General features: G+C 61.2%; 12 protein-coding genes. 1 reads left to right on the top strand and 11 read right to left on the bottom strand.

Annotated features, from left to right (window positions below):
* Positions 1-3: 3 nt before the first annotated feature.
* Positions 4-738 (bottom strand): fumarate/nitrate reduction transcriptional regulator Fnr, encoded by a 735-nt coding sequence (gene fnr / locus PseuLF5_RS11130; RefSeq protein ID WP_025110355.1) that lies wholly within the window; start codon positions 736-738, stop codon positions 4-6.
* 154 nt (positions 739-892) lie between these two features.
* Here fnr and PseuLF5_RS11135 point away from each other — a divergent pair, with 154 nt between their 5' ends.
* A complete protein-coding gene (locus PseuLF5_RS11135; RefSeq protein WP_340133524.1) occupies positions 893-1,375 on the top strand; it encodes a hypothetical protein in 483 nt (160 codons plus the stop codon).
* On the opposite strand, the gene hemN is transcribed toward PseuLF5_RS11135, so the two are convergent.
* From hemN to PseuLF5_RS11190, 10 genes are all read right to left on the bottom strand, one after another.
* Positions 1,372-2,754, bottom strand: coding sequence for an oxygen-independent coproporphyrinogen III oxidase (gene hemN, locus PseuLF5_RS11140; RefSeq protein ID WP_128615625.1), 1,383 nt, complete (start codon positions 2,752-2,754; stop codon positions 1,372-1,374). The genes PseuLF5_RS11135 and hemN overlap by 4 nt on opposite strands.
* Positions 2,755-2,886: 132 nt before the next feature.
* Positions 2,887-3,570 (bottom strand): sulfite exporter TauE/SafE family protein, encoded by a 684-nt coding sequence (locus PseuLF5_RS11145; protein WP_123463569.1) that lies wholly within the window; start codon positions 3,568-3,570, stop codon positions 2,887-2,889.
* Positions 3,563-3,775: a cbb3-type cytochrome oxidase assembly protein CcoS gene (gene ccoS, locus PseuLF5_RS11150; protein WP_128615624.1), complete on the bottom strand. Its 213-nt coding sequence runs from the start codon at positions 3,773-3,775 to the stop codon at positions 3,563-3,565. Before ccoS ends, PseuLF5_RS11145 begins: the two co-directional genes overlap by 8 nt.
* Before the next feature lie 22 nt (positions 3,776-3,797).
* Positions 3,798-6,248, bottom strand: a complete 2,451-nt coding sequence (locus PseuLF5_RS11155; RefSeq protein ID WP_340133525.1) for a heavy metal translocating P-type ATPase — start codon at positions 6,246-6,248, stop codon at positions 3,798-3,800.
* Between the two features lie 429 nt (positions 6,249-6,677).
* A complete protein-coding gene (locus PseuLF5_RS11160; RefSeq protein ID WP_128614875.1) occupies positions 6,678-7,217 on the bottom strand; it encodes a FixH family protein in 540 nt (179 codons plus the stop codon).
* A gap of 11 nt (positions 7,218-7,228) precedes the next feature.
* Positions 7,229-8,644: a cytochrome c oxidase accessory protein CcoG gene (ccoG, locus tag PseuLF5_RS11165; RefSeq protein WP_123463559.1), complete on the bottom strand. Its 1,416-nt coding sequence runs from the start codon at positions 8,642-8,644 to the stop codon at positions 7,229-7,231.
* Positions 8,645-9,186: 542 nt separating this feature from the next.
* Positions 9,187-9,606: a type II toxin-antitoxin system VapC family toxin gene (locus tag PseuLF5_RS11175; protein ID WP_340133526.1), complete on the bottom strand. Its 420-nt coding sequence runs from the start codon at positions 9,604-9,606 to the stop codon at positions 9,187-9,189.
* On the bottom strand, positions 9,606-9,860 hold the full coding sequence (locus PseuLF5_RS11180) for a type II toxin-antitoxin system Phd/YefM family antitoxin (RefSeq protein WP_185015777.1): 255 nt from the start codon (positions 9,858-9,860) through the stop codon (positions 9,606-9,608). The genes PseuLF5_RS11175 and PseuLF5_RS11180 overlap by 1 nt, the downstream gene beginning before the upstream one ends.
* Before the next feature lie 527 nt (positions 9,861-10,387).
* Complete coding sequence (gene ccoP, locus PseuLF5_RS11185) at positions 10,388-11,371, bottom strand: cytochrome-c oxidase, cbb3-type subunit III (RefSeq protein WP_123463553.1); 984 nt, start codon at positions 11,369-11,371, stop codon at positions 10,388-10,390.
* Entirely contained in the window at positions 11,368-11,553 is a 186-nt protein-coding gene (locus tag PseuLF5_RS11190) for a CcoQ/FixQ family Cbb3-type cytochrome c oxidase assembly chaperone (protein ID WP_003175465.1), read from the bottom strand. The genes ccoP and PseuLF5_RS11190 overlap by 4 nt, the downstream gene beginning before the upstream one ends.
* Positions 11,554-11,558 lie beyond the last annotated feature (5 nt).

Genomic DNA, 11,558 nt, shown 5'->3' on the forward strand with positions numbered 1-11,558 from the left:
CGATCAGCCTTCGAGCGAGCCGCCGGCCAGGGCGCAGAGCTGGATCGGGTCGAGGATATGAATCTCTTTGCCTTCGGCAGCAATCAGTTCGTTCTGCTGGAAGCGCGTGAACACCCGCGAGACGGTTTCCACGGCCAGCCCCAGGTAGTTGCCGATTTCATTGCGCGACATGCTCAAGCGGAACTGATTGGCCGAGAAGCCGCGGGCGCGGAAGCGTGCCGACAGATTGACCAGGAACGTCGCGATGCGCTCATCGGCGGTTTTTTTCGACAGCAGCAACATCATTTGCTGATCGTCGCGGATTTCCCGGCTCATCACGCGCATCAACTGGCGGCGCAACTGCGGCAGTTGCAGGGCCAGTTCATCGAGGCGTTCGAAAGGAATTTCGCAGACGGAGGTGGTTTCCAGCGCCTGGGCGGACACCGGGTGCTTCTCGGTGTCCATGCCGGACAGGCCAACCAGCTCGCTCGGCAGGTGGAAGCCGGTCAGCTGTTCTTCGCCGGTGTCGCTCAGGCTGAAGGTCTTCAAGGCGCCGGAGCGTACTGCATAAACGGAATCGAACGTGTCGCCCTGGCGGAACAGGAACTCGCCTTTTTTCAACGGGCGACCGCGTTTAACAATTTCGTCCAGCGCATCCATGTCTTCCAGATTCAGAGAAAGTGGCAGGCAAAGAGGGGCCAGGCTGCAATCCTTGCAATGGGCCTGGTTGTGAGCGCGCAGTTTTACTGGCTCAGACATTTCTTTAATCCTTGTGGGAAAACACACATAAGCCGTAAGGGTAACTCACGGGAGGACATTCAGGCCAGTCTGAGGCGACTTTGTCCTGCGGCCATAAAGCCGCAGCACCTGCAGCCGATAATCAGGTATCAACGCGCATACAAGGAACCCGTCGATGGCCGCCATTGGCACGCTTAACCCCGGTAGCAGTGGCGTAGCGTCGTTGCTGGACACCTCGCGAGTCGCGACCGGCGACGAACAGGAGGCTGGCACCTCGCTATTGACAACCCCGACCTTGGTCGAAGGCATCAAAGTGTCGCTGTCCGGTGCCGCCATCGAAAAGTCCGCCGGCGCCGGCGGCGATAACCGCGACATCGAAGAGAGCGGCCTGCCGGAGAACATTCAGCAATTGCTGAAGATGATCCGCCAGTTGCAACAACAGATCGCCGAAAAAAATGCGCGGATCAAAGCGGTCATGGCCGACAAGACCCTGTCCACCGAAGTGAAACTCGCCAAACTCGCCGCACTCAAAGGCGCCATCGCGGCACTGAACAACGGTTTGATCACCGCCAACCTGTCCCTGTCCAAGGTCATGAACCAGTCGAACCTGACCCCGGAGCAGACCATGAAAACCGCCGCGCTGCTGATGAAAAACTAAATCACCCGCGAGAAGCGCTGACGGTTCTGGTGTTCCAGGTAGGCGTCGAAGACCATGCACACCGAGCGCACCAACAGGCGTCCGGCTGGCAGTACGTCGATCCGTTCACGTTGCAGGCTGATCAGGCCATCGTCGGCCATGCCTTGCAGTTGTGGCCACAGCGCGCCGAAATAGCCCTGGAAATCAATGTTGAATGGCTGCTCGATATCGGCGAATACCAGGCTGAAGTTGCAGATCAGCTGCTGAATCACTGCGCGGCGCAGACGGTCATCGGCGTTGCACACCAAGCCTCGGCTGGTCGCCAGTTGCGCGGCGGCGAGGGTGTTCTGGTAGTGGCTGAGATCGCTGCTGTTCTGGCAGTACAGGTCGCCAATCTGACTGATCGCGGAAACCCCTAGCCCGATCAGGTCGCAGTGACCGTGGGTGGTGTAGCCCTGGAAGTTGCGTTGCAGGGTTTCTTCTTCCTGGGCAATCGCCAGTTCATCGTCGGGCAGGGCAAAGTGATCCATGCCGATGTAGCGGTAACCGGCGGCGGTCAGTTGTTCGATGGTGCGCTGCAGCATTTCCAGTTTCTGCGCCGGGCTCGGCAGCTCGTTGCCGTTGATGCGCCGCTGCGGCATGAAGCGTTCCGGCAGGTGCGCATAGTTGAACACCGAGAGCCGGTCCGGTTGCAGGCTGATGACTTCCTCGACCGTGCGGGCGAAATTCTCCGGGGTCTGCTTCGGCAAGCCATAAATCAGGTCGATGTTGATCGAGCGAAACTGCAGGGTGCGCGCCGCGTCGATCACTGCACGGGTTTCTTCAAGGCTTTGCAGGCGATTGACCGCGCGCTGCACCGCCGGGTCGAGGTCTTGCAGGCCGATGCTGACCCGGTTGAACCCCAGTTCGCGCAGCAGGCCCATGGTCGACCAGTCGGCTTCGCGCGGGTCGATTTCGATGCCGTAATCGCCCGAGTCGTCGTCCAGCAGATTGAAGTGCTTGCGCAGGTGCGCCATCAACTGCCGCAGTTCGTCGTGGCTGAGAAAGGTCGGCGTGCCGCCACCAAAGTGCAGTTGCTCGACCTTTTGTGCCGGGTCGAGGTGGCAGGCGATCAACTGGATTTCCTGCTCCAGACGTTGAAGGTATGGCAGCGCACGGCCGCGATCCTTGGTGATGACCTTGTTGCAGGCGCAGTAGTAGCAAATGTTCGCGCAGAACGGCACGTGCACATACAGCGACAACGGGCGCAGGGCCTTGCGGCTGTCGCGCAGGGCATGGAACAGATCGAACGTGCCGACCTGACTGTGAAATTGCACGGCCGTCGGATACGAGGTGTAGCGCGGCCCCGCCAGGTCGTAGCGGCGGATCAGATCAGTGTCCCAACGAATGGCGTCGAGCATGCGGGCATTCCCCCGGATAGGCTGGCAGTGTGGCGAGTCTATCGAGGTGCGGCGAGAGGGCTCTTGATTTGCATCAACGGGTGCGAGGAGTGACCGCTTTTGTGGTGAGGGCGCTTGCTCCCTCGCCACAGGTCAGTGGCCCATGAGCCAATGCTGATGCGGCCCCGGCAAGGTCCAGATACCGAAGACAATCACCAGCAAACCGCCGGCCATGCGCACGCTGCGCTTGCGCAGCAGTGCGGTCACCCGTTCCGCCGCCAGCCCCGTGGCGAGCAACACCGGCCAGGTCCCCAGCCCGAACGCCAGCATCAACAGCGCACTGTCGAGCGCATTGCCCTGACTCGCCGACCACAGCAACGTGCTGTAAACCAGCCCGCAGGGCAGCCAGCCCCACAAGGCGCCGAGCAATAGTGCACGAGGCAGGCTCGACACCGGCAACAAGCGGTTGGCCACCGGTTGAATGTAGCGCCACAACCCACGGCCGAGGCTTTCGATACGGGTGAGGCCGCTCCACCATCCCGCCAGATACAAGCCCATCGCGATCAGCAGCAGCCCGGCCAGCACCCGCATAAACAACGCGGCAGGACTATTGGCCACGGCCCAGCCGGCCAGCCCGATAAGCAACCCGGCCGTTGCGTAACTGAGGATTCGTCCAAGGTTGTATGCCAGCAGCAAGCGAAAACGCCGGCTGCGCTGTTCCTTGGGAATCGCCAGCGTCAGCGCGCCCATCAAACCGCCGCACATCCCCAGGCAATGGCCGCCGCCGAGCAGGCCGAGGATCAGTGCCGACACCAGCAGGGGCGCCAGTTCAAGCATGAGGTGGCGCCTTGTCGTCCGGTTTGTGCGCGTTGGCTTCGTCCACCGCCGCGGTGTGGTTCGGGTCCTGATCGTCGAACAGGATGCTGTGCGCCGGACCGTCGAGGTCGTCGTACTGGCCGCTGTCCACCGCCCAGAAGAAGATGTACACGGCGATGGCCACGATCAGCAGGGCGGCCGGGATCATCACGTAAAGAGCTGGCATCGGTACTCCAGGTCCGCGCGGCTCAGGCCGGCAACGGACGGGTTTGCGCCGTGAGGCGGGTGGCCGGCGCACTCGGCAGGCGAGTCAGGCGCAGGGCATTGAGCACCACGGTCAACGAACTGATCGACATACCGACCGCCGCCCACACCGGAGTGATCCAGCCGAGGGCGGCGAACGGCAACATGAGGCCATTGTACAGCGCGGCCCACAGCAGGTTCTCGATGATGACCCGACGGGTCCGGCGCGCCAGTGTGAAGGCCTGCACCAGGGCGTCGAGACGATTGGACAGAAGCACCGCGTCGGCACTGGTTTTCGCCAGATCGGTGGCCGAGCCCATGGCCACGCTGATGTCGGCGGCGGCGAGGACCGGCACGTCATTGACGCCATCCCCCAGCATCAGCACCTTGCGCCCCTCCTTGTGCAACCGTTGCAGCACCTGCAGCTTGTCGTTCGGGCGCAGGCCACCGCGTGCCTCGTCGATGCCCAGTTCGGCGGCGACGCTGGCGACCATCGGCGAGCTGTCGCCGGACAGCAGCAGCGTGCGCCAGCCGCGGGCCTTGCATGCAGCGAGCAGGGCCGGCGCGTCATCACGCAGGCGGTCGTCGAGAACGAACCAGGCCAGTGGCCCCTGAACATCGCCGAGCAGCAGCCATTGCCCCGGTTCGCTCGGCATGGCTGGCAGCGCGGCGCCGCTGAGGGCGCAGACAAATTCAGCCTGACCGATGCGCAGACGCTGTGCGCCGACCAGGCCTTCGAGGCCGAGTCCCGGTGCGCTGTGCACCTCTTCAGCGGCCAGCGGGGCGCGGCCGAACGCGCGGGCAATCGGGTGCTCGGAACGGTTTTCCAGGGCCGCGGCGAGGCTCAGGCAGTGATCGCTGTCCAGCGCTGCCAGTGGCCGGATCGAACGCAGCACCAGGCGGCCTTCGGTCAACGTACCGGTCTTGTCGAAAATCACCGTGTCGATCTGATTGAGGCCTTCCAGCACATGCCCGCGTGTCAGCAGCAGGCCGAGTTTGTGCAGGGTGCCGGTAGCGGCGGTGAGGGCGGTTGGCGTCGCCAGCGACAGCGCGCACGGGCACGTGGCGACCAGCATGGCCAGGACAATCCAGAAGGCCCGCGATGCATCCAGTTGCCACCACAACAGACCGATGGCTGCCGCCGCAAGCAGCGACAACAGCAGGAACCATTGCGCGGCGCGGTCGGCGATTTCCGCGAGTCGTGGTTTCTCGGCCTGGGCGCGATCCAGCAGGCGGACGATGGCCGACAGCCGCGTGTCCTGACCCAGCGCCAGTACCTCGACGGTCAGTGCGCCCTCGACATTCAGGGTGCCGGCGGTGACCGCATCGCCCAAGGTGCGCGGTTGCGGCAGGTATTCGCCGGTCAGCAGCGATTCGTCGATGCTCGACTGGCCGTCGAGGATTTTGCCGTCGGCCGGCAGGATCGCACCGGGCTGCACCAGCACCCGGTCGCCCAGGCGCAACTCGCTGAGCAGAATGCGTTCGCTCTGGCCGTTATCGTCGAGGCGCAGGCACGAGGCCGGCAGCAGATTGACCAGTTGTGCCGTTGCCACCGCGGTGCGTTCGCGGGCGCGGCGTTCCAGGTAACGCCCGGCGAGCAGGAACAGTGCGAACATTCCGACCGCATCGAAATACAGTTCGCCGACCCCGGTGATCGAGGTCCAGATCCCGGCGATGTAGGCGCTGCCGATGGCCAGCGACACCGAGACATCCATGGTCAGGTGACGGGTGCGCAGATCGCGCATCGCGCCTTTGAAGAACGGCGCGCAGCTGTAGAACACGATCGGCGTGGTGAGGAACAGCGCGACCCAGCGCAGGATCGTGTGCAGCTCGGGGCTGAGGTCGATGTTGAATTCCGGCCACGTCGCCATGGTCGCCATCATCGCCTGGAACCACAGCAGGCCGGCGACCCCGAGCTGACGCAGGGCCAGACGGTTTTCGCTGGCCAGTTGTTCACTGGCGCGGTCGGCTTGATACGGGTGAGCGGCGTAACCGATGTGCCGCAGTTCGGCGAGGATCTGGCTCAGCGGCAATTGCGCGTCGGCCCAGCGTACATGCAGGCGATGGTTGGACAGATTCAGCCGTGCCTCGGCCACCGCCGACAGGGTGCGCAGGTGTTTCTCGATCAGCCAGCCGCAGGCGGCGCAACTGATGCCTTCCATCAACAGGGTGGTTTCGGCCAGCTCGCCTTCATGGCGAACGAACGGCTTTTGCACGTCGGTGCGGTCGTACAGCGCCAGTTCATCGGTCAGTTGCACCGGCAGCGCTTCGGGGTTGGCCGAGGCTTCGCTGCGGTGCTGGTAATAACTTTCGAGGCCGCCGGCAACGATGGCTTCGGCCACCGCCTGGCAGCCCGGGCAGCAGAACTCGCGGGACTCCCCGAGCACGACAGCGGTGAAGCGGCTGCCGGACGGGACGGGCAGGGCGCAGTGGTAGCAGGGGAGTGGGATGGTCATGGCATCGTCGAGGGGTCAAACCCTTGCATTGGAGTTGTCCGCTTGCCCTCACCCCAGCCCTCTCCCGGGGGGAGAGGGAGCCGATCGGTGTGAACCGGAAGAACGGATTCAGTCGCCGACATCGTTACTGGCATCCGCAAAGCGTGCAAGCGCTCGAGATCAGTCCCCTCTCCCTCGGGGAGAAGACGCCGGTCGGTGCGAGCCGGAAGAACGGATTCAGTCGCCGACATCGTTACTGGCATCCGCAAAGCGTGCAAGCGCTCGAGATCAATTCCCTCTGCCTCGGGGAGAAGGCGCCGATCGGTGTGAACCGGAAGAACGGATTCAGTCGCCGACATCGTTACTGGCATACGCAAAGCGTGCAAGCGCTCGAGATCAGTCCCCTCTCCCTCGGGGAGAGGGTTAGGGTGAGGGGCTTCTGAGGTTGATTCATTTCTTCAGGTCTTCGGCGCCTTGCAAGGGTTCGTCGCCGAGCAACAGCTCCTTGTCATGGCTGACCAGCTCTTCTTCGAACATGCGCCACACGTGATCATCCTGACTGCCGAGCAACTCGACAAACCGCCGGCCTTCAACCTTGTCACCCAACTGGCCGATGTAACGCCCGGTCTCAGTTTCACTGCGGGTCAGGACGATCTTGCGATCCTTCTCCGGCTGGGTCGGCGAAATCAGGTTCAATTCCAGCGTCTTCGGTTGACTGTCACCGCTGAGGCGCAGATCAACTTCGCCGGTGACGTCATCCAGATGCACGGCAGCACGCATCTTCAGGTTCTGCGCCAACAGTTCACGGTCCAGCGAGCGGTTGATGCCTTTGCCGGCCTCGTAATAGTTGTCGTTGACCAGGTTGTCCGGGTTGTTTACCGCGATGGTCACCATGGACAGGGTCAACGTCACCGAACAGGCCAGAATCCCGATGATGATCCATGGCCAAAGGTGCTTGTACCAGGGACTTGCGGCGTTTGCGGCGGGCATGTTCAGTTCTCTCAACGGATTTGTGGGCCGATGAATCGGCTCTTGGCTTCAACGTGGACGCTGTCGTCATCGGCGTCCTTGAGGATGAATTTCACCTCGTTGGTGCTCGATGGCAATTGTTCCGGTGCGCTCGACAGTTCGACCGGCATGCTGAAAATCTCCCCGGCCGGCACCTTGATCTCGCGTCGGCCCTGCAGGCGCAGATCCGGCAGGCCGGCGGCTTCCAGCACGTAGGTATGGTCGCGCTGATCCTTGTTCATGATCTTCAGGCTGTAGACGTTCTCGATCCGGCCTTCGGCGTTTTCGCGGTACAGCACGCGGTCTTTGCTGACGTCGAAACCGACCAGCGAACGCATGAAGAACGCAGTGACCAACAGGCTGATCATCGCCAGCAGCACCACCGCGTAGCCGATCAGGCGTGGCCGCAGTTTATGGGTTTTCTGGCCAGACAGGTTGTGTTCGGTGGTGTAGCTGATCAGCCCGCGTGGATAGTCCATCTTGTCCATGATCGCGTCGCAGGCGTCGATGCACGCGGCGCAGCCGATGCATTCGATCTGCAGGCCGTCACGGATGTCGATACCGGTCGGGCAGACTTGAACGCACATCGTGCAGTCGATGCAGTCGCCCAGGCCCTGGGCCTTGTAGTCGACGCCTTTCTTGCGCGGCCCACGGCTTTCGCCGCGACGCGGATCGTAGGACACGATCAGGGTGTCCTTGTCGAACATCACGCTCTGGAAGCGTGCATACGGGCACATGTAGATGCACACCTGTTCGCGCAGCCAGCCGGCGTTGCCGTAAGTGGCGAGGGTGAAGAAGCCGACCCAGAAGTACGACCAGCCATCGGCCTGACCGGTGAAGAACTCGAACACCAGCTCGCGGATCGGCGAGAAATAGCCGACGAAGGTCATGCCGGTGACAAAACCGATCAACAACCACAGCGCGTGTTTGGCGAATTTACGCGCGAATTTGTTGGCGCTCATCGGCGCCTTGTCGAGCTTGATGCGCTGGTTGCGGTCGCCTTCGGTGACCTTCTCGCACCACATGAAAATCCACGTCCACACGCTTTGCGGGCAGGTGTAGCCGCACCACACACGACCGGCATACACGGTGATGAAGAACAGCCCGAATGCGGCAATGATCAACAGGCCGGAAAGCAGAATGAAGTCCTGAGGCCAGAATGTGGCGCCGAAGATGAAGAACTTGCGCTCGGGCAAATTCCACCACACCGCCTGATGGCCACCCCAACTCAGCCAGACCGTGCCGAAGTACAGCAGGAACAGTGCAGCACCGCCCATCATCCGCAGATTGCGGAACAGGCCGGTGAAGGCGCGGGTGTAGATTTTTTCTCGTGAGGCGTAAAGATCGACGCTGTTGTTCGCGTTCTTGCTCGGTGGCGTGACGTCGTGTACCGGAATCTGGTTACTCATCATTGCATCCCACGGCAGTGGAAAAATGCCTCGGTCGATACGTGCCAACCAAGGTCAAAAGGGGGTAAAGCAGTGGCGCAATGATACGCCTGTCGCTCTGGCTCAAGGGTGCGACCTTTGGTCGCGTTGGGTAAAAAACCTGAATGGTGTAGCGAATGCAACAAAGCATGATGCAGGTCAATTGACTTGTTGAGTATGGTCGGTTTTGGCCCGACGGCTAATGCTATTGATGATCAACGCTGACATCACCGTTTTTGGTCATGGCGGGAAACCTCGCCTATTCAAAGAACATTGGCGAAGTTCATTGGGTTCAACTCAACAACGATCCGACATAGACCACCCGGATTGCTCATCCACTGAACCCGACGACGTTTCCAAACCTACCTGATCGCGTGTGTTACCGAGGACCGTAAGCGACTGCAGGCCTATCTGGTGAAGAACAGCCAATGGCGCAATCGAACGCTGATCGACACCATCGCGTTGAGCCTTTGCCAAACGCCCATGAAAAAGCCCCGCCAGTGATCTGGTGGGGCTTTGCATGATCAGTTTTTGGCAGCGGCCCATGGGTTGATCAGATGAACGCCGCTGGGTTGAAAATCGGCAACGTTGCGGGTGACCAGCGTTAGCCCATGTACAAGCGCGGTGGCGGCGATCAAGGCGTCGCACTCATTGCTGCGATCAGGCACATGCAACTGTGCGCATCGGGTGGCGACGGCGGTATCGACTGACAGGATTCTTCCCGAGAATGCGGGTTTGACGTGACGCTCAAGCCAGTTACGCAGCATCCCTCCTTGTGCCGGGTCGCGGCGCTCGATACGCAGGATGCCGGTTTCCAGTTCCAGCACCGTGATTGCCGATAAATACAGGCTGGCCGGGGCGACGCTGTTTGCCCATCTCACCACCTGTTTGTCGGCCTGGGGTTTTCGCAGCTCTGAAACTACGTTGGTATCGAGTAGAAACATCAAGACAGGTCCACGCTGCGAGGAGTGATGACGACGCGCTCGGATTCGAACTCGATTTCAGGCGCATTCGGCATGACCAGCAAATCGACGATGCTGGTCTGGCTGCCGGTCAGTTTCTGATACTCCTCGATGCTCAGCAGTACATGGGCAGGCCTGCCACGATCGGTAATGATGACCGGACCCTGATGCGTGGCTTTTTTGGCAGCACTGGTGTCCTGGTTGAATTCGCGGCTGGAAATAGTCGTGATGGCCATCATGTTCGGCCTCCGGTGATTCTGGTGTAGAAACGTTACTACTTTGGAGTTTGTACAGCAATCGAAAAGGTGGATTGCGCACGATCGGTTGTTCACTGTCATAACGGCACCGGCGAAAGCGCCTCTTCCAGAGGGCAGGGCGCTGGATGTTGGACGAATATTCGCTGTGTTTTGCTGCCGTTGTCAGGGCAACCTGCCACCGCCGAGACCGTCCAGGCCACGACCGTTAGCTGGCCTGCCAGCGGTGCTGGGACCGGGTGAGCGTGCGGGCGCCACAGGCGTTTTCACCGGCGTTTCTTCCTGATCAGGATGGGGCTGCAAACGTTTTGGTACTGTGCTTTCGTCATTTTTTGACATGTAGGCTTCATCCTTGAAGGTTGACCCGATGTGGCTCATCGGCATGGCAAAAACCTACAGGGCAGCGCTGCTCAGGTCTATTGAGCAAATGTCTCAAGGCATGAATGCCAGTATGAAAAAAGGCCCCGCCAATCAACTTGGCGGGGCCTTTTTTGCTTCAAGCGTTTGCCTTACTCGGCGTTCGCTTCGGGTGCTTTTTCGCCGTGGGACAGGCTGTAAACATACGCCGCCAGCAGGTGAACCTTGTCGTTGCCTTGCAGTTGTTCCTGCGCAGGCATCTGGCCCTGACGGCCGTAACGGATGGTCTGCTGCAGTTGTGCGAAGCTCGAACCGTAGATGAACGCGCCCGGATGGGTCAGGTCAGGCGCGCCCATGGCGGGGGTGCCTTTGCCGGCCGGACCGTGGCAGGCCACGCAGTTGGCGGCGAACAGTTTGCCGCCGTTGGCCGGGTCAGCCTTGGTGCCTTCCGGCAGTTTGCGGCCATCCAGGTTGGTCACGACGAATGCTGCTACGTCGGCAACACCTTGCTCACCGATGACTTCAGCCCAGGCCGGCATCACCGCGTGACGACCGCCCATGATGGTGGTTTTGATGGTTTCCGGCTCACCGCCCCAGCGCCAGTCGGCGTCGGTCAGGTTCGGGAAACCGTAAGCGCCCTTGGCGTCGGAACCGTGGCACACCGAGCAGTTGGAGGCGAACAGACGGCCACCCATCTTCAGTGCCTGTGGATCCTTGGCCACTTCTTCGATCGGCATCGCCGCGAACTTGGCGAAGATCGGACCGAACTTGGCGTCCGAGCGGGCCATTTCCTTTTCCCACTCGTGCACGCCGGTCCAGCCGGTCTGGCCGTTGGCGAACGCGGTCTGCTTGTCGTTATCGAGGTAGTTGTAGCCCGGCAGCAGGCCTTTCCAGTTGCCCAGGCCCGGGTACAACACCAGGTAACCCAGGGCAAAGACGATGGTGCCGACAAACAGCATGAACCACCATTTCGGCAGCGGGTTGTCGTACTCCTCGATCCCGTCGAAGGAGTGCCCGACGGTCTCGTCCGTCTGTTCGCTGCGCTGGCCCTTGCGGGTCGACAGCAGCAGCCAGGTCAGGGAAAAGATCGTACCGAGACTGAGGACTGTGACGTACAGACTCCAGAATGTAGTCATTCTTTGTTACTCCTAGAAGCTTGCTCGACGTGCTTGATGGCTTCGGGATCATCCGCAAAAGGCAGCAAGGTCGCGTCTTCAAACTCCGACTTGCGCTTGGGGCTGAATACCCACAAGGCCAGACCGATAAAGGCCACCATCACGACAACGGTGCCGAGGCCACGAATCATCCCGATATCCATCGAAT

This window comes from Pseudomonas sp. LF-5 (genome assembly GCF_037626295.1).
Taxonomy (GTDB): Bacteria; Pseudomonadota; Gammaproteobacteria; order Pseudomonadales; family Pseudomonadaceae; genus Aquipseudomonas; species Aquipseudomonas monsensis.

Excerpts from the sequence above, each read along its gene's own strand:
- fnr (WP_025110355.1), bottom strand. The coding sequence starts at position 738 with ATGTCTGAGCCAGTAAAACTGCGCGCTCACAACCAGGCCCATTGCAAG.
- PseuLF5_RS11135 (WP_340133524.1), top strand. The coding sequence starts at position 893 with ATGGCCGCCATTGGCACGCTTAACCCCGGTAGCAGTGGCGTAGCGTCG.
- hemN (WP_128615625.1), bottom strand. The coding sequence starts at position 2,754 with ATGCTCGACGCCATTCGTTGGGACACTGATCTGATCCGCCGCTACGAC.
- PseuLF5_RS11145 (WP_123463569.1), bottom strand. The coding sequence starts at position 3,570 with ATGCTTGAACTGGCGCCCCTGCTGGTGTCGGCACTGATCCTCGGCCTG.
- ccoS (WP_128615624.1), bottom strand. The coding sequence starts at position 3,775 with ATGCCAGCTCTTTACGTGATGATCCCGGCCGCCCTGCTGATCGTGGCC.
- PseuLF5_RS11155 (WP_340133525.1), bottom strand. The coding sequence starts at position 6,248 with ATGACCATCCCACTCCCCTGCTACCACTGCGCCCTGCCCGTCCCGTCC.
- PseuLF5_RS11160 (WP_128614875.1), bottom strand. The coding sequence starts at position 7,217 with ATGCCCGCCGCAAACGCCGCAAGTCCCTGGTACAAGCACCTTTGGCCA.
- ccoG (WP_123463559.1), bottom strand. The coding sequence starts at position 8,644 with ATGAGTAACCAGATTCCGGTACACGACGTCACGCCACCGAGCAAGAAC.
- PseuLF5_RS11175 (WP_340133526.1), bottom strand. The coding sequence starts at position 9,606 with ATGTTTCTACTCGATACCAACGTAGTTTCAGAGCTGCGAAAACCCCAG.
- PseuLF5_RS11180 (WP_185015777.1), bottom strand. The coding sequence starts at position 9,860 with ATGGCCATCACGACTATTTCCAGCCGCGAATTCAACCAGGACACCAGT.
- ccoP (WP_123463553.1), bottom strand. The coding sequence starts at position 11,371 with ATGACTACATTCTGGAGTCTGTACGTCACAGTCCTCAGTCTCGGTACG.
- PseuLF5_RS11190 (WP_003175465.1), bottom strand. The coding sequence starts at position 11,553 with ATGGATATCGGGATGATTCGTGGCCTCGGCACCGTTGTCGTGATGGTG.